Source organism: Companilactobacillus halodurans (assembly GCF_009600985.1).
GTDB classification, from domain to species: domain Bacteria; phylum Bacillota; class Bacilli; order Lactobacillales; family Lactobacillaceae; genus Companilactobacillus; species Companilactobacillus halodurans.
The window spans coordinates 1-23,766 of record NZ_VDFP01000029.1; the positions used below are offsets into that span (position 1 = coordinate 1).

The window sequence follows — 23,766 nt, forward strand, 5'->3', positions numbered from 1 at the left end:
TTAAACTACAAAACTCCACGGGAACTATTCACTAGTTTCTGTGGAGTTTAGAAATGTACTTTTCTGGTACTGATATATTTCGTATTTATTTTTGGACAAGTGGCTAACTTGTTCTTGTAATTTTCGACATACTTTATTTTAAGTATTCTACAAATTTATTGATAAAAGCATTCAACAAGGTTATATTTTTTTGTGAATTCTAGTTAGTGACTATTAATTATGCACCCCGTTTTATAATTAAATTAATTTTTTATAATTTTAAATTATTATTTATATATTTTCCCTTAAATCGAGTAGGAGGTGACGATTAGTCACCGACCTCTCACACCACCGTACGTACGGTTCCGTATACGGCGGTTCATTAATTTAAGCATTTTGAATAGACTCGAGTTTCTTGGACATATTTATTAGTCCAAGGGACTCGAGTTTTCTATTCGTTAAAGTGTACAACAGGGTCTTACTATGGGCTGTTCGCCAGTAACCCTTACGGATATTGGCGAATATCCAAGCTTGATTCTTTGGAATACCAAGTTTCATTAGGTTTCTAATTCTAGTTTTAGTTTTCTTTCGATTGATGGTTAGTTTCAAGTCCTTCTCAAGAAATTTCGAAATACTTTCAAGAACTCGATATCCAGCTTGTTTACTTTTGACATAGATATTACAGTCATCGTCATAGCGAACAAACTTATGTCCACGGGACATAAGTAATTTATCGAGTTCATTTAAATAGATATTAGCTAGTAATGGAGAAAGGTTGCCACCTTGTGGCGTTCCTTTTTCGGACTTTTGAAATAGTTGTCCATCCATTACTCCACTAGTCAAGAATTTACGAATCATTCTCAATAACCATTCATCATCAATATACTGCTTGATGAATTTCATTAGTAAGTCATGATTGACTGTATCGAAGTATGATTTTAGGTCAAGGTCTATCACAACGTGATAGCCTTGATCATAAAATTCTGTGACACGTTTTATAGCATCATGAGCACTTCGATTTGGTCTAAATCCAAAACTATTATCAGAAAACACATTCTCAAACATAGGCGTCATTGCTTGCGCAATTGTCTGTTGTACCAGACGGTCAACGACTGTGGTACCCCTAACTTACGTTTTGACCCATCAGGTTTAGGTATTTCTACTCTTCTGACAGGTTTGGGCTTATAGGTAAGGTTGCTTAATGACTTTATCAATTGAGTTTTGTTCTCTTTGATATAGTCGAACAGTTCATAGACAGTCATTCCGTCTATTCCTTGAGCTCCCTTGTTCTTATAGACTCGTTTATAAGCTAGATTGAGATTGTCTCTATTCAAAACTAATTCTTTAAATGAAATGCCACTCTTATTCGTGCTCTCACCAGAGGCGGTACTACGCGCCTCTGATTTCCTTTGATTTTCCAAACCTATCATCCTCAGATGGTCAGCTTTTTGTTCTGTTTTCTGCGATTGTCGCACCGCTTCCACCTCCAGTATCGAAAAAAGTTATTAATGTTCGGTCCTTCGTCGCAATCGACTACTATGATCTCGGCTGACTTCTGTATCATTCAGCCAAACACCGCTGCTTGGTTTGTTCGTAGGATACATTCCGTTTCCTTGCCAAACATATGATACAGACCTCCCCGGGTAAGAACGCCAACTTTCATACCATGTAGCTGCCAACTTTACTAGAAATATTTTCGAGTAGTTTGGGGCTTTACCTTGTTAAGCAGGCTTATCCAATATTTCCAGCCTTATAGTCGATTTTTGTTCATCAGCTCAGTATTTTGCTTTAAACTTCCTTCAGATTCCACCTCACGGTGGACACCCTTGTCTTCGACTAGTAATTCCGACTATTACGGTTCACAGTGGACTTTCACCAACAAGTTAACGCCCATGCCGAGCGCACTTAAAACAAAAAGAGCATTCACAATTGTGAATGCTCTTTTTGTTGAACTCCTTATCTTTAAAAGTAATTAAACAAATCTTATATATTAATAAAAAATACATTGAAACTATAATGGATAAATTCAACATAACACTTGTCCATCTATACCAAAAATACAAAGTCTTCTAAAACATGTGCCCGTTTTCATAAATCAACAACTGTTTGCTCAAAGCTATAAATACTATATCCTTCACTATTATATACAACGACAAAAATGATTATTCGTTCAATAACACCTTGGCCGTATTTTCATCCATTATAAAAACGTTAGCACATCTCAACTTTAATGCCGCTTTTATTGATTCAATTTTCTTTTCACTATCAGGTACTAATATAGAATATTCTTTTTTACGAAGATCATTTAATGATATTCCCATGGTTCTTTAGTTAATGTTTTCATTCGCAATTTTGCCCTCAGAGTTAATGAATCTGGAACATATATCACCAGAGTTTGGAATTTCACCGTGTAATTCATAATGATCATCCAGTCCTGGTGTGCCATTAGCCAATAATCCTGATGAAAATTGGAAGCATTCATAAGTATCCACAATTTCTTTTCCGGGAGGCGGCTGAGAAAACATATCCTGCATTTTTAAAGAGATTTTATCAAATATAGCATCCCAAATAATCATTCTCATATATGGTATAAAGTAAGATGTTCACGTGAATTCTCAACTATAACCCCTTCAACACCTGATGGATATGTATAAGATTTTATCTTAAAATCTTTATTTTTTATAAGGCAGATTGCACTAAATAACCCCTTTAGAAATCATTTTGTACAAAGACATTGGTAAATTACTCAATGTGAAAATTGTTTTAAATTATGTAATTAAAATATCATTAAAACTAACTACATCCGCCTACATCGGAAATAAGCATGATAATAAAACAACGTGGAAAATCGGATTCTTATTTAAATATTCATCATCAGTTGGCTCTGCATCCAACTTAAATAAATGAATTTTTTCTTTTATTCATCATTATATTTGGACTATTCACCTATTAAATCCTCCGTTTTGCCAATTATCTTCCATTAACGATTTTAATGCTGGCACTTGTTCCTAATCTTGTAGCACCCGCATTAATCATAGCTTCTGCTTCCTCTTTTGAATGAATGCCACCAGAAGCCTTAACACCAATTTTATTTCCAACAGTTTCTTTAAGTAATTTGACATCTTCAACCTTTGCTCCTGAAGTTGAAAATCCTGTTGAGGTCTTTACAAAATCAGCATTTGCCTTCATAACCAATTCGGCAGCTGTTACTTTTTCATCATCCGTTAATAATGCAGTTTCAATAATGACTTTAACAATTTTATTTTCCGCATGTCCTGCATTAACTACTGATTTAATATCAGATTCAACTGCATCTAAATCGTTACCCTTAAGTTCACCAATATTCAGTACCATATCAATTTCATCAGCACCGTCAAGTAGTGCTTTTCTAGTTTCTGCAACTTTTATTTCAGTGGTATTTGCCCCTAAAGGAAATCCAATAACTGTTGCTGTTTGGATATCTGTACCTAACAGTTCATCATGAGTATGCTTTACCCAGTAAGGATTAATCATCACTGATGCAAAATCATTTTCTTTAGCTTCCTTAATTACATGATCAACCTCTTTCTTGGTTGCTTCTGGTGATAGTAACGTATGATCAATATATTTATTAAGCCTCATTTTTAGAAACCCCTTTCACAGATTTATAAATTAACCATATCAATTTTTTAGTATTTGTAAATAGATATATAGAAATTATGTTCATAAAATATTTATAATTATTAATAAAATCGAATAAATAGTAGTAAACAATATAATCCTTATTGAAACAAAATTTTAAATGATATTTTTATTATTAACATATAAAACAATCCATTTTACGTTCCTGTAACTGTCAACAAGAAACAACTTACTCCCTCCTAACAAAGGATAAATATTTTTTTATAATTAAGAGATTCTATTTTCCTTTCCATTTTCTAACTTTTTAGTAACTTGTTTAACAAACATAATTTAATTATAATCAAGTTGTATGGGTTATCTTTTTTATAAATATTAGTATTGTCGAGGGCTAAGAATGATTTCAAAATATATAAATAAGATTTATAAAATAATTTCCTATGTTATAAGTATTCTACTTACCATACCAATAACCTTAATAATGTGTGACTGGATCGAGCGTACATATTATGACAACATAATTATCGTTAATCGTATTATTCTAGATCAAGCGTGGTCTTTATTAGTTACATTATTATTATTAGGACTGGGACTGGATATATCTGTAGCTATCGCTGGAATTATATATAATTTCCTAACCAAATATTAATCAAAGTTCTATTAGATAAAGAAGGTTTTATAAAATTTAAAATCGATATTTTTATTTATTGCAACTACAAACTTGACATTGTATTACTAATTGGATTATCTTCTTGCATTACTTAATTGACTTAATATTCTTAACAATATCTTTCAAAACAATAAAGACTTCTCCTTGCACAAAATCTACCATTGTAATATTTTAAGGATACCAAATATTTTCCAAGGGAGCGTTAAAATTGGCTGAAAAGAATCCTTACTGTCACGAGGGTATGACATGTGCTGCTGGCTGTCGTTGTGCAAGTTCAGATGGCATTTGTCACTGTAAAATGATTGACGATAAAAAATGTGCCTGCAATAGTCACTGTATTAGAAAAATTCCGGCTGCTATATAAGAAAAGATACTTCAGATTTTTTAAGATCTGAAGTGTCTTTTTATTTTCCATATGTTTGATGAAAATCAACTGCTGCACCCAATAAATTCGATTCATTGGTATATTTGCATAAAACAACTTTTGGACTAAATGGTGCTATTTCAACTGTTTTGCGAATTTTTTCAATTTCGTTTTTAACGCCTGGTAATAAATCAGGATTATTGGAAACGGCTCCACCTAAGACGATTAGCTCGGGATCAAAACTATATTGTAGGTTGTAAATCCCCTTAGCCAAAGCATGATACATAATTTGAACTTCTTTTTGAGCTAACTTATCGCCCTTCTTAGCTAAATCGAAGACTTCTTTTCCTGTGTAATTAGTGTCAGATTGCTCATTATATCTGTTTGCGACGCCGACTGATGTTCCCAATTCACTTAAAGTCTTATCCTCGCTATTTAAGGTGAATCCGAACTCGCCACCGAAAAGATGTGCACCATGAATAATCTTTCGATTAACAATAAATGAACCGCCAACACCGGTGCCGATAATCAAAAATAATAGATTATTGACATTTTTTCCTGCTCCATATTTAACTTCTGCTAAAGCTGCACAATTTGCATCGTTTTCCATGCTTACTGGCAAGTCGAATCTCTTGCTTAATTCAGGTTGAATTTTGAAGTTGTGAATATAAGAAATTGCTGAAATTCCTTCAACAATGCCTGTTTTTTTATTAACGGCATCAGGTGAACTGATTCCTACACCAGCAATTGGATAATTATTTTTCATTTCATTAACTTTAGTTGTCAATTCTTTGTAAAAATCTTCCAAATTTTCGGGTGTTTTAATTGAGTCCATCCGCTTCAATTCTTCATTAACCAATACACCAAATTTGATTGATGTTCCACCAATATCAATCAGTCCCAAATCTTCCATAATTAACTTATCTCCATTTCTAAACTCTCATATTAATTATGGTAACGTTTTCAGCAAATGTGTGCAACTTTTTTCATTTAAATATGTTATAATTAACATATGTTAAACACAACATATGTAAAGAAGGGATAATTTGCCAAATCCAAAACCAATCAACGAACAACTTTTGAATGAATCGCAAAAAATTCTCAAAATGTTGAGCAACCCAACTCGGTTGCAAATGCTATATATCTTAGAACAGCAAGAGTTGAATGTTACGGAAATCGTTAACTTATTAGGACTGGAACAATCGGTCGTGTCACACCAATTAGCCTTGTTACGTCAATATCAATTGGTCAGTGCTAAGCGAGTTGGCAAATCAAATTATTATCAACTGGACGATCCACATATTCTTGATGTTATCAATGAAACGCTTGAACACGCGGATCACGTTATGAGGGGTAAAAAACATGGTGAATAGCCAAAATATTGATTTACTTAAAAAGAGTTTACACACGGAATACTTTTCCACAGCTTGGATGGCTTTTGAATTTATTGTCGGTTTTTATTCGGGGATTAAAGCTGGATCGATTCTTTTAATTGCCTTTGGATTGGATAGCTTTTTGGAAATCATCTCTGGCAGTACTTTGATTTGGCGTTTGAAAAAAGAATTCAACGGAGCTGATAGTTCCGAAATCGTTAAAGCTGAAAAGAAATCATCCTTAATAGTCGGTTCAGTTTTACTATTGCTTTGCGTCTACGTCATCGGCGTTTCGCTCTTCAATCTCTTCACGCACCAAGCATCTGAATCCAGTTTCTATGGAATCGCCATTGCTATTGCATCAGTCATCTTAATGCCAATCCTAACTTTGAAAAAAAGAAAATTGGGAAAAGCTATTCATTCTGATGCTTTGATTGAAGATGGCATGTGCAATATTACTTGTGCATACATGGCGGCAACGGTTCTCGTCGGTGCCATTCTGACTGCCCTTTTCGGTCTTTGGTGGGTCGACTCAATCGCTGCCTTAGTGCTAGTTTATTTCATAGCTAGCGAAGGATTGGAATCTTTTCAAAACGGAATACGAAAGTAACTTGCTTGAATTAAGCCAAAATACCAATAATAAGGTTAATAATTAAGTTTCCTTAATAAAGGCGCCACCTTTTAGATTATTTGGTACTCTTAGGTCGTAGGAATTAGTTGTTTTTATAAAAAAAGAGCCATACACAACGTGTACGGCTCTTTTCATATCTAATTAAACGGTCTTAGACAAGACCCAATCTTTAACATCCCCATGACTCAAGTTAACCTTTTTAACTGAGCGCACGGCAAAATTATTCTTTTTATAAAATTTAACGTTCTTTTGTGTGTTGGTCTCCAAAATAATATTTCGGTAACCAATTTTTTTAACATAAGGGCTAATGTGGTTGTTCAGCATTTTACTACCAATACCTTGACCGCGTAATTTTTTATCCACAGCTAGGTACTCAACTGCGCATTTTTTCTTACCCTTAACTAAATCGAATAGGTCTTCAAATTTAAAGATATCGAGTGCATTGAAGCCACTAAATCCACTCATAAAAATCATTGAAAGTAATTTTAGACCATCCATTGAAAAATAATCCCAACTACTAATTTGACTGCCTTGATTAAAATCAATTAGAGCAACTGCTCGAGGTTTTCCCTTTCCGTCAGCTCCTACGTAAACCAAACCTTTTTTCATAAAGACATTAACTTCAAGTTCAAAGTATTTTCTCATTAACTTATCAAACTTGGCACTGGAACGAAATTTTGATGGAAACATATTCTTTATTGTAATGTATTCTTTAAATGATTCTACTAGTAAATTTATTATCTGGGGTTTTTCACTGTTTAGCCCACTTCTAAAATCCAAAAATATGACCTCCTTATGTAGCCATGTTTCTATGATATACGCAAAATGACTAATTGTCTATTATTGGAATTTGTTTATATACCAAAAGTGATTTTTACTATAAAATTATAACAAAAAAATTGAATTAAATTATTAGACAACAATATAAATTCATAGTATGCTTACTTGTAATGTGATTACAAGTTCGTCACAAGCCGATATTGGGTATCTTTACCCTTTATCGGTTTTATTATTCTCAAATTATCTACCAGCAGAATAATTTTGAACTATTTTATTTTATGAGGAGGGGAATTTATGGGGAAGAACAAAAGATCCATTTACATTCTTGTTTTTAGCAACTTTTTAATTTGTTTAGGTATCGGACTAGTCATTCCGGTAACACCTTTCATTAAAAATGAGTATAATTTTACAACGTCACAAATGGGGGTCATGACTTCACTTTTTGCTTTTGCGCAATTCGTAGCCTCACCAATCGTCGGCAAAATGTCTGATAAAGTTGGCCGCAAGCCAGTAATTGTTTTCGGATTATTCACTTACATGATTTCTGAATTTATCTTTGCTCTGGCAACAACGCTTCCTATCTTTAATCTTTCTCGTATTATTGGTGGTTTGTCAGCTGCTATGGTCATCCCTACTTCTATGGCTTTAGGTTCAGATTTAACTACAATGAAGGATCGTGCGAAGGTCATTGGCTGGTTGTCAGCTGCTTTTAGTGGTGGCTTGATTTTAGGACCTGGTCTTGGTGGAATCCTTGCTGGGATTACTTATAAAACTCCTTTCTGGGTCGCCGGTGTTTTGAGTATCACCAGTGCTATCTTCACTTACATCTTCCTAAAAGAAGACAAAGAAGTTCTTGAAGTTGAAGAAATGGAAGCCGAGAAAAAGACTCAACAAAAAGGTTCAATCAGATCCATCTTAACTTTGCCAATGGTGATGCTTTTTGGAATGATTTTAGTATCCTCATTTGGTTTACAAGGATTTGAAAGTATCTATAGTATTTATGTTAACCAAGTCTTCGATTTTGGTCTAAGTACTATCGCTTTAGTTTTAACTTTAAATGGAATTATCTCATTGATTCTGCAAGTAGCTGCTTTCAATTGGATTATCAATAAAATCGGTGAAATGCGTTTAATCAGTATTGCTTTTCTATTAAGTGCTTTATGCGTTTTCTGGATTACTCAAGCACATACGCACATTGAAGTAATTGTCGCAACTTTGGTCATCTTTTCATCATTTGATCTCTTGAGACCAGCTATTACTACGTTATTAACTAAATCAAGTCGTTCAAATCAAGGCCTAATTAATGGTATGAACATGTCTTTGACCAGTGTTGGTAATGTCATTGGCCCATTGATGTCAGGTGCTTTGATGGATTGGAACACGCACTATCCATACTTAGTGGTAACCTTCATCTTAGCAGCATCATATTTATTAACATTTATTGTCAGAAAATTTCCAATCGTTCAGGCAGAATAAAAGACAGGCAAATTTGTCTGTCTTTTATTTTGTCCAAATCATATCCAATTCCTTTTCTTCATTTGCGGTATCAGTTTTTTGAGCCACTACTTTAAAATCATTATTTTGATAGAATTTCTTAGCAAAATCGTTTTTTTCATAAACGGTCAATTGTAATTTTGTATGATTCTGCTTTAAAAAGTCGAGTAATTTCTTGCCAATTCCTTGTTGCTGAAATTCTTTTTGCACAAAAATACCAGCAATATAATTCCCTTGCATTCCGACAAAACCTTTCAAAGTATCATCGATAAAAACATAAATTTCCGATTGTTGAAATTGCTTTTTTACTTCGTCTACATTATCGATCCAATAATTAGGATTAATAAAATTATGTCCTTCTAAATTGCCTTGTAGCCAAATATCAGCAATTTTATCAACTTCATCTGTTTTCATTCTTCTAATCATCTTCATTTGCCACCTATCTTTTAATTTGCTAGAATAAATTTATTAATCAACACTGCCGGGTGTCACTACAACTAGTACTCTTATCAATTCCGTTAGGCCATAGAAGGAATTGATAGGGGTACTTATTTTTTTGGAGGAATTAATATGAATTGGATCTATTTAATCATCGCGGGACTCTTTGAAACTGTGTGGGCAACCACGATGAAATTAAGTCACGGCTTCACTAAAATAAGTTTTACAATCTACACCATAGTGGGACTTTTTTTCAGCATGTTTTTCTTAGCAATTGCCATTAAAAAATTACCTATGAGTTTAGCCTACCCCATCTGGACTGGTATCGGTGCTGTCGGTTCTATTATAGTCGGAGTAATTTTGTTTGGAGACAAACTTTCACCTTTAACTTGGTGTTTTGTCGCCTTATTATTAATTAGTATTATTGGTATCAAATTCACATCTGGAAACTAATATCCAATCGTAAATAAGTGACAACGCTTTCATTTTACGTTATTCTTGAGCTGATTGGAAAGGATGCGTAAATATGTTGACACCTGAAGAATTTAAAGAAGAATTCGATAAACTTAACGAAGAAAAAATGGCTATTGTTAAAGGCAACCCATGGGTTATTCCAGCAGCCTCGGCTTTTTGTGCTATTCCTTTGGCTATCTGTATCCATGGTTACTGGAAGAACCGTCAATTGAAGAATAAGTATAAGATTGAACGTGAGAAAACAAAACAACTGACAATTGAAAACAAAGCTGGCCATAATTTCTAATAAAATAGTGCTACTGAATTTGCAGTAGCACTATTTTTTTGAGTAGAATGAAGTGTACAAGATAATTTAAAGGGGAAAATTATGATAAAGAGGAAACTGATTTCAACACTACTAATACTACTCGCCTTACCACTGACTGCTACGTCGGTTCAAGCTGCTAAGGTTCCCGGAGCAAAAAATCTTACACCTGTCACTCGAAGCGTCAATCACGCCTCGCCAAGTTCACCAATAATTTTTTCTCACCGTGGAAGTCCCTATAATAATCCTGATCACTCTTTCAGTGGTTATAACCGTGCCATTAAGGATGGAACGCAATACATTGAACAAGATGTTTGGCTCAGTAAAGATGGAAAGCTCTTTGTTTCCCATGATGACAACTTAAAGAAATCCACCGGCCACAATGTAACCATTTCAACTTCAAATTCTAGCAAAATCAAAAAAGTAAAACTGAACAACGGCGAAAAAATCCATCAATTAAAGGATGTCTTCAATCGTTACGATAAAAAAGTTCATTATATAATTGAAGCTAAGAAAAATGCTGGCGATAATACTGATACTGAAAAAGCTTTAGTCAAAGAAGTTAAGAAATATAAGATGACTAAAAACATCATTATGCAGGATGCCAGTTTACCAGGTATCAAGAGCTTTCATAAATCATTGAAGAAGGTCCCTACTCTTTGGTTATTAGATTCAGCTAGCGAACGTCAATACCGTGAACAAATTGAAAATGCTCCTCGTTATATTGACTTTATTTCACTGAAATTAGATCAATGGACGCCAAAATTAGTCAAAATTGCTCATAAGAATGGCTTTAAAACTAACGGTTGGGTTTTAAACACTTATAACGATAATTACACTGCTCTAAATACTTTGAAACTCGATAGTGTCTTCACTAATGACACTAAAGAAACGGCAAAACTAATTAGTCATTGGAAATAATTTTACAAATACAAAACGGAAATCCAAATGGATTTCCGTTTTTATTTATTATTAGTAAGTTTTGGCAAAATAGCGAAGAGTACTAATCCAACTAAAAACAATATACTTAACGATGCTGCCCCAATCGTTGACTTACCTGTCATCTGCGTCACGACCGCCACAATAAATGGTCCCATGACAGCTGAAAATTTCCCTAAAATATTATAGAAGCCATAGAATTCACTTCCTGACTCCTTAGGAATGATTTTCCCAAAATAAGAGCGACTCAAAGCCTGTAAACCGCCTTGACTAGTACCAACTAAGAAAGCTAAGACCCAAAAATCAAAACTAGTTTTCAAATTCAAAGCATATAAACAAATCAATAAATAAACAAATATTCCTAATAAGATTCCTTTTCTAGTCGATGTTTTATCGGCAAGCCAACCAAATAAAATAGAAAACGGCACAGCAATCAGTTGCACGAACAACATAACAATCATCAATTCAGTAATTTTAATACCAATATCTAAGCCAATCGCTGTGGCCATAGTAAAAATCGTATCGACACCATCAATATAGAAGAAATATGCCACCAAAAACCATGCCACTTGCTTATACTGTTTGATATGTTTGATTGTTTGAAAAACTCGTTTGAAACTGCCATTCAAAGGTGATGTTGTTGGTTTAACAGAATACTTTTGATTGACGTTTCTTTGTAACGGCAAATAAAAAACTAACCACCAAATTGCAGCAATCATAAAACTCCAACGAGCAATCCCTGCTCCATCTAGTGTTCCAAAGCCACTAGTCAATTGCAATATCAAAAAGAGAATAAATGCTATCACGCCACCTAAGTAACCGTAAGCATAGCCATAAGTAGAAATTTTATTCATTTGCTCATCTTCAGCGACATCTGTTAAAAAGCTATCATAAAATAAGTTACTAGCAGAATAACCAATTGCTGAAAAAATATAAACTATCAATAACAATTGCCATTGAGTAGATGGAACAAAAGCTAACCCAACCGTCATAACGATTCCTAACCAGCAAAACAAACTAAGTAAACGTTTTTTAAAATGCGGATAATCAGCCAAGGCTCCTAAAAATGGCGCCAATAAAGATACCAACAAAGTGCTGAAACTATTGGCATAACCCCAATAAGCCGTCGAACTAGCGGCTGAAATATGATTGCTAGTGGCCATCGATTTAAAATAGACTGGCAAAACAGCAGTTGTAACAATGATGCCATATGCGGAATTGGCCCAGTCGTACATAATCCAACTCCACTGTTCTTTATTGATTTTAATCTTGAAACTCTTATTATTTTTTAACGAAATCACAATAATTTTTACCCCTTCGGAGAACAACAGCCTCCCACTAATTGTATAAGGAGTATATCATTGAAAGATATTTTCAAGATACCAAATATCTTCATTTATTGATTAATCATTACGCTGTTATATCAACGTTTCAACAATTTTAATTGCAAATAAATTATCGGTACGCACAAAAAAGCGTCGAATCAAAGTAGACTTTTGATTCAACGCTTTTTCTAAATAAAATAATATTATTTTTCGATTCCCTTGCCGACATAAACGTCTTCAAGGATTTGTTTCAATTCTGAAATCAATGGTTCCTTAGGGTTTGTGAATGAGAATTGATCACCGAAAGCTTCTTCGGACAATTCATCTAACTTCTCATCGAATTCACCCTTCTTAATATAGTTATCTTTTAGACTTAACTTGATACCAACAGCATGTGCTAAATCAACAATCTTCTTAACTAAAGCATCTTTCAAAGCTTCATTGTCTTTACCGCTCAAACCAACGTATCTAGCAATTGAAGCATAGTCTGAATCAGCTCTGAAGCTTTCATACTTAGGCCACATTGTCATCTTTGTTGGTTGCTTGAAGTTATAATTGATAACTTGTGGCAAGGCAATGATTGATGCTAAACCATGTCTAATTCCATAAGCATTTGTCAAAACATCAGTAATCGAGTGACCAACACCGGCAAAGGCATTACCAAATGAAATTCCTGCTAAAGCTGAAGCGTTGTGCATTTCAGCTTGGGCATCTTTATTGCCATTAACAGCATTTTGAAGGTTGTCAAAGACTAATTTGATAGCTTGAAGTGCATATGGTCTTGTGTAATCAGATGCCATATTGGCAACGTAAGATTCAACCGCATTGTTTAAAACATCCATACCAGATTCAGCCATGATATTTTCAGGCATCGTTTCGACAAATTGTGAGTCAACGATAGCAACATCAGGTGTCAAAGCATAATCAGCGATTGGGTACTTAGTGCCAGTTTCAGTATCAATAATTGAACTAAATGGTGTGACTTCTGCACCAGTTCCAAAGGTTGTAGGAATTGCTACAAATTGAGCCTTTTCAGGCTTAGGGAACTTATAAGTACGTTTTCTGATATCGATGAATCCTTGCTTTGCACCAAACAAATCAACATCTGGGTGTTCATAGAAGAGCCACATATCTTTGGCTGTATCCATTGTAGTTCCGCCACCTAGAGCAATAATTGTATCCGGTTTGAATAGATTCATTTGTGTCACGCCACGTTTAACAACGTCTGTCGTAACAATATTGTCAACATCGGAGAACATTGAATATTCAACGTGAACTTTACTACGTTTCAATTCATCTGTAATTGTATCAACGTAACCTAGTTGAACCATCACTGGATCACAAACGATAAAGGCTCTCTTCATTCCTTCAAGATCCTCTAAGTAACGAACTGAAGTTTTTTCATAGTAAACTCTTGGTTGTTTAATCCATTGCATATTATTTCTCCGTTTAGCGATTGTCTTAATATTAAGCAAATCAAATGAAGATACGTTATGAGAAATAGAATTTTTACCCCATGAACCAGTACCAAGCGTTAATGATGGAATCATTTCGTTATAAAGATTACCAATACCACCGATAGCAGCAGGAGTATTAACTAGTACACGACTAGCTTTCATCTTGATACCAAATTCAGTAGCTAAATCTTCATCCATTGTGTGAATACCAACTGTGTGGCCTAAACCACCAAAGTGCAACAATTCATCAGCTTTCTTGAAGCCTTCTTTGTGACCTTTGACTTTAAAGACTGAAAGAACTGGTGAGAGTTTTTCAGCTGAAAGTGGTTCTTTTGGACCAACATTTTCAATCTCGACACCAAGAACTTTTGTATCAGCTGGAACTTTGATTCCAGCTAATTTAGCGATATTAGTTGCTGATTGTCCAGCGATAGGGCCTTTAACTCCACCCTCTGGTCTAAACATTGCGTCAGCTAATTTCTTGTAATCAGCTTTTTTGATAAAGTAAACTTTATTTTTCTCAAATAAGTCTTTAACTTCATCGTAAATATCAGCATCAACAATGGCACTATTTTCAGCGGCACAAACCATACCATTATCGAATGTCTTTGAAATCATGATATCGTTGACGGCACGTTTGATGTTGGCTGTCTTCTCAATGTAAGCAGGACCATTTCCGGGTCCAACACCTAAAGCAGGTTTTCCTGTTGAATAAGCAGCTTTGACCATTCCGGGACCACCAGTAGCCAAGACACTGGCAACGCCATCGTTATTCATCAAGTATGAAGTAGCTTCAATACTTGGCTTTTCAATCCATTGAATAACTCCCTCTGGAGCTCCAGCATCAACGGCAGCTTTTAGCATAACTTTAGCAGCTGCAACTGAAGATTTTTGAGCTTGTGGGTGGAATCCAAAAATAATTGGATTACGAGTCTTCAAAGCAATCAATGATTTGAACATTGTTGTTGAAGTTGGGTTGGTAACTGGAGTAACACCAGCTAAAACGCCAAGTGGTTCAGCAACCTTGATCAAACGGTGTTCTTTGTCGTTTTCAATGATACCAACAGTCTTGTCACGTTTAATTGAGTGCCAAATTTCTTCGGTAGAATACATATTTTTAATTACTTTATCTTCGACTAAGCCACGACCTGTTTCTTCGTAAGCTAACTTAGCCAATTTAAAACTAGCATTTAATCCAGCAATAGCCATTTGATGAACGATATGATCAACTTGTTCTTGAGTATAACTATCCATGATATCTAAAGCTTTGTGAGCTTTAGCAACCATGGCATCAATAACAGGTTTTACATCTTCTTTTTTTTCATCAACCTTTGTGTCTTTGGAACCTTTCAACATTTGATTACCTCCAAGATTGAAACTATATTTGTTAACTAATTCACGTTTTATATTATCACTGTGTATTTTTTGTTCAACCTTTTTAATCTAAAATCTGAATGAAAACGTATCCACGTTGATATATCAACACGTAATGGATTTGGCGTACTGATTGTCATTATATTATGATTAGATTTTATTAATTTTATTGTGAAATTTTATTCACAAAGTCAGTGATGTAGGATGTTTTTTTCACAAGTCTGTTTTTATTTTGGATTAATTTTGGACGTAAAAAAACTCCCAAGATTGGATTTTTGCGTCCTTTTTTGGGAGTTTGACGATTTGTCTTTAGTTTTTGGGGTTGGATGGTTTTAGGTTTTGGGTATGTTGAATCAACTTGGAGTTATATTTACCTGGTTAGTTGGTTTGAATATATAACTTTGTGTTTTAGATAAATAACCATTAGTTTTATGTTAATAACAATACTTCTTAACCTAATAACCATTCTTTCTGGCTGCATTGTGGAAACGAGCTGCGCAGGACAGACACTTCCGGTTAGAGCAATTTCACCAATCACTCGCAAGGTACGCGAGCAATTGGTGAAATTGCTCTAATCCTCAGTGTCTAAGCGGTCCTGCTCCGCTCTCTGCTTTATCTAAACATGGTCTTAGTAGCTCGAGCCATAACTTTAGGATTCTTCTCATAATGATGCATTGGTGTCATTTCTGTTAATGGAATGTTCAACAATGTATAAACGGCTCTTTGGGCTGCTCTAAATGAGTATTGTTCTGTAAATACCATGTCAAATGGTTGTTCACAAAATTGACTGATGAAGGCTAGGTTCTTGCTGTGCTTTGGTACTACGTCTGGACGGTCGCCTACTGCTCTTTGATTGAACATAGCGCTGGCATATGGTAGATATACTGGCACTACATTGACGATGCTATCCATGATTTCTTTTGTATGATTCTTGATGTTATCTTTACTTGGATCGACTTCTGCTAGATGTCCTAGTAGTTCTTCCAACATTTCTTTTCCGGTCATTTCCATAACTGGCTTTTGTACGTAATCGCCATTTCTTCTTGGATACATGAAGTAACCCCAGAAGATAGCTTCGTTAGGTTTTTGAGCTTTGAAGTGTGGTTGATGGTGAACAACGATTGATAGTAATGGCGTACTTTCAATCCATGTGTTCAAAGCATTTCCAGGTTCTTGTTGAGTGATCCTTGCAATTTCATTTAACAAGAAGTGGTCTTTAGCTGTAACGGTGAAGCTGACCCACTCGCTTTGTGAACGGTCGCCAAAGAATTTATCCGGATTACCCAATGAATAGAACTTCTCGGCAGCTTTCTTCCAAAGCAAAGCACTTGGGGCATAATCCATATTTTCTTTGAATGGTGTATCGAAATCACCTATCGATGAACTGTCAGTAATTGAACCATTGGTATCGAAGACTAAGTCGTTTTCATCAATATCAATGTGTCCCTCTTTATTATCGTTGTCGACTTCTTCATACTTCAAACCGGTCACAATAATGTCATCTTGCAATGGCGTATCTTTGAATTCTAAGTCGGTTACCTTACGGTTGTTGATAAAGGTTACGCCGCGGTCTTCCAAATATTTGCGCATTGGCAAAATGATACTTTCAAATTGATTATAAGGGCTTCTAGTTACTCCTTCCAAAGTATTGATTCGGCTGAATTCCAAAATCATCCTGTTCATGTAACGACGCAATTCAACAGCTGAACTTGCACGTTTGAATGCAAAGGTCGTTTGCCACATGTACCAGAAATTAGTTGTGAAGAAATGAGGTGTGCTCTTGAACCATTCAGCAATACTGATATTATTCAATTTCTCTTCGTCTTTTTCAGGCATCAACATCAATTTAGACAGTAAATAACGATCTTTGTTATCAAATTGCATGTGTCTATAATTATTCTTTCCAGGATTTACACGTGGTCCGTTGTGATCGATCAAACGACCTACGTCATGTGTTGGATGTGCGTGATCGAAATTCAAAATATCATCGGTTACAGTTTGACCAGGGTGATCCAAGGATGGAACTGAACGCAAAACATCCCAAAGGTTCTCAAACGTTTCCTCGTTTAGCATTCGGCCACCTTTTGCTAAAAATCCTTTACTATTTGATAGTGCTTGATTGCCGTATTCATCTTGGTAATCTTTAACGGCTGCACCATCATTAGCACCGTGATCTTCTAGACCCATCATGGTGATTTGTTCGCCCTTGAATCCTCCATCACGAATTAAATAGATACCGGCAGCGAGGTTTCCGACACCAGTACCAATCATATAGGCTTTTCTTGTCATAACAATTTAACCTCCGTTCAAAATTGACTATTGTTTTATACAACTTAAATATAGCAGTTCACCACAAAAAGTAAAGGCTTTCATAACAATATTTTTAAGATATTCAATCTATTTTTTGTTAAAAATATAAAAAGCAAAAATCGCAAATTCACCTTTATGAATTTGCGATTTTTTTAATTTTTAATCACTAAATTTAGTTAGTCGAACAACGTCACGAACAATCATTAATTCTTCATCAGTTGGAACTACGACAACTTGAACTGAAGAATCTTTTGTACTGATAAGACGCGTGTCTTCACCATTTTCATTAGCTTTTTTATCAATTTTTACACCCATATAGTTAAAACTATTGGAAATATCAGCTCTTATCTCCGCATTCTTAGCACCCGTACCGGCAGTGAAGATAATTACATCTACGCCGCCAAGAAGAGCAATGTAGGAACCGATATATTTAACGATACGATTTTCATAAATTCTAATAGCTAAATCAGAACGGTCGTTTTCATCGCGAGTAGCAAGTAAATCACGCATATCCGGTGAAACGCCAGAAATTCCTAATAATCCTGACTTAGTATTTAGAATCTTAACCATTTCTGTTGGATCGGTAATCTTTAATTTTTGCATCAAATAAGCCACTAACGAAGGATCGATATCACCCGAACGAGTACTCATTGTGATACCAGCTAGTGGGGTAAAACCCATTGATGTATCGACTGACTTACCATCTTCGATTGCATCGATTGAAGCTCCGCTACCTAAATGACATGAAATAATCTTCAAATCATTGATTGGTTTGTGCAAAAAGTCAGCCGCAGCTTGTGAGACATAACGATGACTTGTACCATGAGCGCCAAACTTACGAACTCCATACTTTTCATAATATTCATAAGGGATACTATACAAGTAATTCACTGGGTCCATCGTTTGATGGAATGAAGTATCAAAAACAGCCACTTGCGGTACATCGGGCAATATTTTTTCAAACGCCTCGATACCAGCAGCTTGACCAGGATTATGCAGTGGAGCAAATTCAGAAAGGTTCTTAATTTGCTGAATCACTCGAGGAGTCACTACGGCTGAATCTTTGAAGATAGAGCCACCGGCAACTACTCGATGACCAACACCAGTTATTTCGTGATAACTCTTGATAATTTTTAAGTCAATCAATTTATCAAGCATCTTGTTAACTGCGGTCGTGTGATCGGGAATGTCGCCCATTTCACTGATTTTTTTTCCTGCAAATTCAACTTCAAAAACTGAGTCTGAGAGACCAAGACGGTCAACCATCCCCCTAGCAATAACTTTTTCCTCAGGTACTGTGTATAGTTTCCACTTCAGTGTAGAGCTACCAGAATTAACGGCCATGATTTTAGACATTTAATCTCACCTAACCTTTAAAATTTTTCGCCCAGTCTTGCAACTGGTCTTTAAATCCTTCGAATAACTTTGGATTATTGGTATCTGGTATTGTGCCCATCAAAACATTTCCAACTTGTTTAGCATCTGCACCATGCTTTTGTAAAACAACTACTGCCTTTTGAGCTTCTTTGGAAGCAAACAAGCCAGCAGGCAAATCCAAAACAGCTTGCAAATAAACACTAGAAACCATCCATTCAGATAATTTCTTAGCCTGATCGGTTTGGAAAATTTGTGAAGGTACGATAAATATACCAATTCCTCCATCATTTAAATTATTCATTGTTTGTTCAATCAATAAATGATGCACATATGAATGACCTTCATCCGACTTTGTCTTAAAGTTCTTAGCATTGTCATCAATTGGGTAATAACCAACTGGCAAATCAGCAACCGCCATATCGATGTCAGTAATATCCCAATCAGCAATACTGTCTTGGTGATAAGCATCGATATTTAAGTTCATAACTTCACTAAACGACTTAGTTAAAGCAATTAAAGCATCGTCATTATCCAGTGCTGCTGCATTAATTTTAAATTTGTCAGTCATATTCAATTGTTCAATAACTTCAATCAATAAGTTACCAGTTCCAACAGTTGGATCAACAATATTCACATTCGTTTTATTTTGAACATTTAGTACCTCATAAGCAATTAAGCTCGCTATTAAACCAATTGTATCTGGAGTCATCAACTTGTTGACTTCAGCTTTGTCATCTTTTTGAGCTTTGATAATTGAAACAGTGATGGCCTGCTTTAATTGTAATGGTGTTAGGCCTAAGTCTTTTAGCTCATTATAAATACCTTCCAATTTCTTGGCAGTATCTTCATTTGGCACGCCATTTTCCACATAAACCTTGCCATCAGAAATATTTGTCAATGTTTCAGCAAGTGCATCAATACTTTCTACTTTCAAAGACTTTTTCAAAATTGAATTAGCCTCATTTAGCTTATCAAAATATGATTGCATATCTTTTTCTGACATAGTTAACCTCTTTGCTTAATAATAAAATTCTAACGTTGGAACCGATTTTATTCAAGGATTGACCGATTCGCTATAGTTTATTTTATTACTTTTATTAATTTTCTCTGAAATTTGTCGCTTATAAAGCTTGTCTAATTGCCGGTAATCATCAACTTGATTCGATAAATAAGAATTGCTGTACCCTACAATCATAATAGCGACCGATAGTACTAATATACTATTTAGTAGCACTGTTCCGCTATGTTTTTGACTGTATTCGAAAAATCTACGGATCATTTATAAAACACATCTGTGATTTTTGACCGGCTTTATTCACTGTTGTAATAATAACTAAATTCTGAATTTTTTCAATAGTAACTGGATGGTCTGTATCTAAATTTGTAAAAATCGGTTCATGACCACCTTTAACTGCTGCTGTAAGTCGCAAAATATTACTGCCATATTTTTCAACGACCCATTTCAAATTTTTATCATTCTTATTTTTATAAATAATCTTATTATTATCAATTTCCACGAGTTCATTTTGTGAGAGAATGCTATCTAATTTTTCATAAGAAATATGCAAACGCAGTGGATCTCGAAAAGAAACTCTTTGAATCGTCTTTAATAATTGCAAAGACTGCTGCAAAATTCCTAAAGTCATAATCGTTATCATTAACGAAAGCACCGCTTCATATAAAACAAAACCATCTCTTTTAGAATTCCATTTGGTAAACATTTTTATTCACCTTTACTTCAAACTTATTTTCATGTCGAAAAAAATAATATTCCTGATTCTTAATGATTAAAGGATTAGGAATATTATTATTTTTTAAATTTAAAAGCATAATTTTATGTGCATTGACCCGTTCTTCCCAATTGTTCAACAATTTGAATTGTTCGTTGATACAATAAGTCAACGTCAAAACGACCATTAATGAAATCGACAATGAAATAAGCGATTCGACTAAGATAAATCCCTTATGACGTCGTCTCAATTATTTCGCCCCACATCATTTGAATTTTATAAATATAAGTCTTATTAGTTAAGCTATAAATAAATTGGATAGTGATTGGAGGTGCTTGACCAGAATTGTAAATCGTATACTGGACTTTTGCTTTATCTTTTAACTTCAACGTTTTAGGAAATAGTTTTCTTACATGTTTCACTTTAAGACCTTCACGATGAGAAAAATCAACTATATTCTTTCCTGGTTCAACCCTTAATGTGACAACATTATGGTTCAAGTAACTATAATTAAAAGCACTTTTAAAAGAATTTTTGAACCATTCCAACGCTTGTCTTTCTTCAATTTGTGCTTGATAATCACGCAAATTGCTTAAAGATATTAAAGCTAAACTACAAACAATCGATAGTCCAATCGTCGTTTCTAAAAGTGTAAAGCCACTTCTAAGTCGTTGCTTGAGCATCATCAGTTTCACCCAATAAATTTTGTTTCTCATCAATCTTTAATTGCTTAGCATGTTTTTCTTGAGAATCTGTTATATATTTTTCTTTAACCAATTGACCTAAAGTAACCGTCTCTGAATCAGCTTCTCCTTTATGATTTTCATAATAAAGTTCAGCTTGTGTCTTTAATGTCGTTCTGAAAGCTTCTTCAGACCGTTTATCAGCATGATCTTTTTGTGCCGCCAAATTAGGAATCATAATCAATAACAACAAAGAAATAATGAACAAAACAATTACCATTTCAATTAATGTAAAGCCTTTGCGTATTCTTTTCATCAGGACATCCCTTTCATCATTGCATAAATTGGTAATAAAACAATCAAATATGTCACCACGATAACAATCGCTATCACGCCAAATAAAATTGGCTGAACTAAATTTAAGGTTTTTTTCAAACCTTGTTTAGTTTCTTCAAACTTAAGTTCTGACATTAACAACAAGTCTTGTGCTAACCTTGGACCACTTTCACCAGCTTCCAACAAGGCTTTTAATTGATTTGGTAAAAGTGGTTCCTGTTCAATCAATTTCAAAAGGCTTTTTCCATTCGTTAATCCGTCGATACATTTATTTGATAAATAGCCTTGAATCGAATCATTTTGGAAGCGTTTGTTGGATTCACAAATGTCATATAAATTCATGCCACTAGCTAATTGCATACCTAAGCCTTGTAAAATCAGAAATTGATAAAAGCTCAAATAAATTTTACCAATAAGCGGAAGTTTCACAATCATTAAAGCACGTTTATACTCGACCTTTTTTCTGAGTCGAATCAACAATAATGTTATTACCGAGATTATTCCTAAAACTAAACCAATGATTAATTCTAAAAACAAATCGATATTCTTTCCTCCGCTTGCTAATTCCAGTTGCGGAATGATATAAAGCTTCATTCCTATTAACATCGTCATTAAGAAGGCAAAGATAAAACTTGGATACGCCATTAATTCTTTCAATTTATTTACTTGTCTAGCTTGATTTTTTAAGAGTATCCCTGTTTGTTCTAGGGCTAAATCAAATTTGCCATGATCTTGGGCAATGACCAATTGATTGAAAACGACACTGGGCAATTCTAGATGTCTTAGTGATTGTGAAATCATTGCTCCATACCGCAAATCATGATGAATCTTTTCAAATAAAATATCGTTTCTGTTTAGTAAGCGTAAACAATTTATCGACTGACTTAGTGAAAATCCATTTCTCAATAGCTTACTAATTAATAATAAATACTCGCCCTTTTGACTATTTTTGATGCGTTTATCCGTGAAGATATTCTTGATAAACTTGGTCATTGATTTTTCCTTGCTGATAGGTTTTTTGTATCTGAGTTTTCCACTCATCATCTTCTTTACTATCTTTCAAATATTGTTTAATTTGTTGGTTATTTAAAGTATCAATAAATATTTCTAAGTCATTGACGATTGGAATCAGTCTTTGATATGAAATTAGATTGACTGAATTAATTATTTCTTGGTCATCAATTCCAAATTGTCGCAATCGTTGAATGATTGAAAATTTCGACTTTCCATGTATCGTCGTCATAACGGTGTAGCCACAAATAGCTGCTTGAATAGCTTGATTAGCGGTTTGTTTGTCACGAATCTCTCCGATAATCAAAACTTCAGGCCGATGTCTGAGACTTGTCTTAATCAACTCTTCATAAGTCATCCCTGCTTCAGCGTTGACTTGCAATTGTAAAAATTCATCCTCTACTATCTCAATTGGATCTTCGATACACATCACTTTTTTATTCCAACTTAACTCTCGACCTAAGGCATACATCAGAGACGTTTTCCCTGAACCCATGGGTCCAGCAAATAACATCATTCCTTTTTGTTGAGAAATCGGCAGCAGTTGCTCAATTATTTCCTCATTTATTTTTGCATTAAATTCTTGAGGATAAATTAAACGAACGACCATTGATTCTCGATTTTTGAAATCACCGACAGATGAAATGCGAATAAAGATTTTTTTATTTTGATAAATAAAATTGAAGGCCCCTTTTTGAGAGCGGCGTCTCTCTGAAATATCCAATCCTGAATTGAATTTTAAATAGTTCATAATCATTAGGGTTTCATCAACGCCCAAATCCGCCACTGTATAGCTTTGCAATGAATTACGAGCTTCCAAATGATAAAAATTCTCTTTCGGCAAAAAATAAATATCAGAAATTTTATTAACACATGCTTCAGTTAAAAGATTCTTAACCATTGTCTCTGCCGTCATATTCTCATCTCCTTTCGAGAAAAAATTACGCAAAAAAAGACCGCAAACTCAAAAAGTTTAGGCTGTACGATAAATAAAGTTGATAGGTATTTTGCCATCAACTTTATTTTTGTATACCATTTATTAGTAATAACCATTTAAGAACACCAAAAAAGGACACCATTCATGCCCTTTAGATGTTCG

The 23,766-nt window shown here is 34.5% G+C and carries 23 protein-coding genes and 1 pseudogene; 6 read left to right on the forward strand and 18 right to left on the reverse strand.

What is annotated here, in order from left to right; translation table 11 throughout:
- Positions 1-366 precede the first annotated feature (366 nt).
- The 5 genes and pseudogenes from ltrA to FHL06_RS11060 form a co-directional block, all read right to left on the reverse strand.
- Positions 367-1,454: pseudogene (gene ltrA / locus FHL06_RS11040) on the reverse strand (group II intron reverse transcriptase/maturase).
- A 687-nt stretch (positions 1,455-2,141) separates the two neighbouring features.
- Positions 2,142-2,300, reverse strand: coding sequence for a sugar-binding domain-containing protein (locus tag FHL06_RS15160; protein WP_153386543.1), 159 nt, complete (start codon positions 2,298-2,300; stop codon positions 2,142-2,144).
- 6 nt (positions 2,301-2,306) lie between these two features.
- A complete protein-coding gene (locus FHL06_RS11050; RefSeq protein ID WP_153386545.1) occupies positions 2,307-2,555 on the reverse strand; it encodes an aldose epimerase family protein in 249 nt (82 codons plus the stop codon).
- 394 nt (positions 2,556-2,949) lie between these two features.
- Positions 2,950-3,600, reverse strand: a complete 651-nt coding sequence (deoC, locus tag FHL06_RS11055) for a deoxyribose-phosphate aldolase (RefSeq protein ID WP_153386546.1) — start codon at positions 3,598-3,600, stop codon at positions 2,950-2,952.
- Between the two features lie 1,071 nt (positions 3,601-4,671).
- A complete protein-coding gene (locus FHL06_RS11060) occupies positions 4,672-5,544 on the reverse strand; it encodes an ROK family protein (protein WP_153386548.1) in 873 nt (290 codons plus the stop codon).
- Positions 5,545-5,677: 133 nt separating this feature from the next.
- Here FHL06_RS11060 and FHL06_RS11065 point away from each other — a divergent pair, with 133 nt between their 5' ends.
- Entirely contained in the window at positions 5,678-6,004 is a 327-nt protein-coding gene (locus FHL06_RS11065; protein ID WP_272950465.1) for an ArsR/SmtB family transcription factor, read from the forward strand.
- The gene (locus tag FHL06_RS11070) at positions 5,994-6,614 is read left to right on the forward strand and encodes a cation efflux transmembrane domain-containing protein (RefSeq protein ID WP_153386549.1); all 621 of its coding nucleotides are present in this window, start codon (positions 5,994-5,996) and stop codon (positions 6,612-6,614) included. The genes FHL06_RS11065 and FHL06_RS11070 overlap by 11 nt, the downstream gene beginning before the upstream one ends.
- A gap of 162 nt (positions 6,615-6,776) precedes the next feature.
- Here the strand turns inward: FHL06_RS11070 and FHL06_RS11075 are convergent, their stop codons facing one another.
- Positions 6,777-7,415, reverse strand: coding sequence for a GNAT family N-acetyltransferase (locus tag FHL06_RS11075; RefSeq protein WP_153386551.1), 639 nt, complete (start codon positions 7,413-7,415; stop codon positions 6,777-6,779).
- A 294-nt stretch (positions 7,416-7,709) separates the two neighbouring features.
- On the opposite strand from FHL06_RS11075, the gene FHL06_RS11080 reads away from it, so the two are divergent.
- Positions 7,710-8,891 carry an MFS transporter gene (locus tag FHL06_RS11080; protein ID WP_153386553.1) on the forward strand — a complete coding sequence of 394 codons (1,182 nt, stop codon included), beginning with the start codon at positions 7,710-7,712 and terminating at the stop codon, positions 8,889-8,891.
- A gap of 24 nt (positions 8,892-8,915) precedes the next feature.
- Here the strand turns inward: FHL06_RS11080 and FHL06_RS11085 are convergent, their stop codons facing one another.
- Positions 8,916-9,335, reverse strand: a complete 420-nt coding sequence (locus FHL06_RS11085) for a GNAT family N-acetyltransferase (RefSeq protein ID WP_153386555.1) — start codon at positions 9,333-9,335, stop codon at positions 8,916-8,918.
- Positions 9,336-9,479: 144 nt separating this feature from the next.
- Here FHL06_RS11085 and FHL06_RS11090 point away from each other — a divergent pair, with 144 nt between their 5' ends.
- From FHL06_RS11090 to FHL06_RS11100, 3 genes are all read left to right on the forward strand, one after another.
- Positions 9,480-9,800 (forward strand): DMT family transporter, encoded by a 321-nt coding sequence (locus FHL06_RS11090; protein ID WP_153386557.1) that lies wholly within the window; start codon positions 9,480-9,482, stop codon positions 9,798-9,800.
- A 73-nt stretch (positions 9,801-9,873) separates the two neighbouring features.
- A complete protein-coding gene (locus FHL06_RS11095) occupies positions 9,874-10,107 on the forward strand; it encodes a transposase (protein WP_153386559.1) in 234 nt (77 codons plus the stop codon).
- Between the two features lie 81 nt (positions 10,108-10,188).
- A complete protein-coding gene (locus FHL06_RS11100) occupies positions 10,189-11,046 on the forward strand; it encodes a glycerophosphodiester phosphodiesterase (RefSeq protein WP_153386561.1) in 858 nt (285 codons plus the stop codon).
- Between the two features lie 41 nt (positions 11,047-11,087).
- On the opposite strand, the gene FHL06_RS11105 is transcribed toward FHL06_RS11100, so the two are convergent.
- From FHL06_RS11105 to comGA, 11 genes are all read right to left on the reverse strand, one after another.
- The gene (locus tag FHL06_RS11105; RefSeq protein ID WP_162000274.1) at positions 11,088-12,332 is read right to left on the reverse strand and encodes an MFS transporter; all 1,245 of its coding nucleotides are present in this window, start codon (positions 12,330-12,332) and stop codon (positions 11,088-11,090) included.
- A gap of 260 nt (positions 12,333-12,592) precedes the next feature.
- The gene (gene adhE, locus FHL06_RS11110; protein WP_153386563.1) at positions 12,593-15,202 is read right to left on the reverse strand and encodes a bifunctional acetaldehyde-CoA/alcohol dehydrogenase; all 2,610 of its coding nucleotides are present in this window, start codon (positions 15,200-15,202) and stop codon (positions 12,593-12,595) included.
- 630 nt (positions 15,203-15,832) lie between these two features.
- On the reverse strand, positions 15,833-17,509 hold the full coding sequence (locus tag FHL06_RS11115; protein ID WP_153386565.1) for an oleate hydratase: 1,677 nt from the start codon (positions 17,507-17,509) through the stop codon (positions 15,833-15,835).
- A gap of 180 nt (positions 17,510-17,689) precedes the next feature.
- The gene (locus FHL06_RS11120; protein WP_153386567.1) at positions 17,690-18,886 is read right to left on the reverse strand and encodes an acetate/propionate family kinase; all 1,197 of its coding nucleotides are present in this window, start codon (positions 18,884-18,886) and stop codon (positions 17,690-17,692) included.
- 10 nt (positions 18,887-18,896) lie between these two features.
- Positions 18,897-19,910, reverse strand: a complete 1,014-nt coding sequence (locus FHL06_RS11125) for a class I SAM-dependent methyltransferase (protein ID WP_153386569.1) — start codon at positions 19,908-19,910, stop codon at positions 18,897-18,899.
- A 265-nt stretch (positions 19,911-20,175) separates the two neighbouring features.
- Positions 20,176-20,628 carry a ComGF family competence protein gene (locus FHL06_RS11130; protein WP_153386571.1) on the reverse strand — a complete coding sequence of 151 codons (453 nt, stop codon included), beginning with the start codon at positions 20,626-20,628 and terminating at the stop codon, positions 20,176-20,178.
- A complete protein-coding gene (locus FHL06_RS11135; protein WP_153386573.1) occupies positions 20,606-20,887 on the reverse strand; it encodes a prepilin-type N-terminal cleavage/methylation domain-containing protein in 282 nt (93 codons plus the stop codon). Before FHL06_RS11135 ends, FHL06_RS11130 begins: the two co-directional genes overlap by 23 nt.
- Positions 20,871-21,320: a type II secretion system protein gene (locus FHL06_RS11140; protein WP_192917965.1), complete on the reverse strand. Its 450-nt coding sequence runs from the start codon at positions 21,318-21,320 to the stop codon at positions 20,871-20,873. Before FHL06_RS11140 ends, FHL06_RS11135 begins: the two co-directional genes overlap by 17 nt.
- A complete protein-coding gene (gene comGC / locus FHL06_RS11145) occupies positions 21,301-21,636 on the reverse strand; it encodes a competence type IV pilus major pilin ComGC (protein ID WP_153386577.1) in 336 nt (111 codons plus the stop codon). Before comGC ends, FHL06_RS11140 begins: the two co-directional genes overlap by 20 nt.
- Positions 21,636-22,649: a type II secretion system F family protein gene (locus tag FHL06_RS11150; protein ID WP_153386579.1), complete on the reverse strand. Its 1,014-nt coding sequence runs from the start codon at positions 22,647-22,649 to the stop codon at positions 21,636-21,638. The genes comGC and FHL06_RS11150 overlap by 1 nt, the downstream gene beginning before the upstream one ends.
- Complete coding sequence (comGA, locus tag FHL06_RS11155; RefSeq protein WP_153386581.1) at positions 22,615-23,583, reverse strand: competence type IV pilus ATPase ComGA; 969 nt, start codon at positions 23,581-23,583, stop codon at positions 22,615-22,617. The genes FHL06_RS11150 and comGA overlap by 35 nt, the downstream gene beginning before the upstream one ends.
- Positions 23,584-23,766: the final 183 nt, after the last annotated feature.